Source organism: Bradyrhizobium sp. PRIMUS42, from assembly GCF_023006515.1.
Taxonomy (GTDB): Bacteria; Pseudomonadota; Alphaproteobacteria; order Rhizobiales; family Xanthobacteraceae; genus Bradyrhizobium.
Genome location: NZ_JALBGZ010001460.1, coordinates 1 through 618, shown reverse-complemented (window position 1 = coordinate 618; position 618 = coordinate 1). Strand labels below are relative to the sequence as shown.

Sequence of the window (618 nt, the reverse complement as noted above, 5' to 3'; positions counted from 1 at the left end):
CCTCACAGCGGCCTGCGCACCGCTGGTGCGCGACGTCGTCATCGCCGGCATCAACCGCGACGAGGTCTCTGCCCTGGTCGTGCTCGACCTCGACGGTTGCCGGCTGATCAACCCGACGCTGCCGACCGACGACCTCATCGTCGCAACGCGTGACCGGCTGGTGCGCGAAGCCTTTCGCGAGCGCCTGACCGGTTTCCTCAGCCAAGCCACCGGTTCCTCGACGCGGATCACGCGCGCGATCCTGATGGACACGCCGCTCTCGATCGACAAGGGCGAGGTCACCGACAAGGGCTCCATCAACCAGCGCGCGGTGCTCGAGCATCGCGCCGCGCTGATCGAAGAGCTCTACGCTGCCAATCCGTCCGACCGTGTGATATCGGTCGCTTAAGAAATCATCGCCAAAGGAGAACGCCATGTTGTTGAAGGATCAGGCAGCCATCGTCACCGGCGGCGCATCGGGATTGGGCGCTGCCACCGCGCGAAAACTGGCGGCGCAGGGCGCCAAGGTCGCGGTCTGCGATCTCAATGCCAAGCTTGCAGAGACGGTTGCCGCCGAGATCAAGGGCGTGGCCGTGACCTGCGACGTCTCTGATGCCGCCTCCGCCGAGGCCGCGGTCG

General features: G+C 66.2%; 1 protein-coding gene and 1 pseudogene. Both read left to right on the top strand.

Features of this window, described 5'->3' with window-relative positions:
* Positions 1-388: pseudogene (locus MOV75_RS41070) on the top strand (feruloyl-CoA synthase); the annotation flags it as partial.
* Between the two features lie 25 nt (positions 389-413).
* Positions 414-618 (top strand): SDR family NAD(P)-dependent oxidoreductase (locus tag MOV75_RS41065; RefSeq protein ID WP_247008572.1); only part of this gene is annotated, 205 nt, incomplete at its 3' end.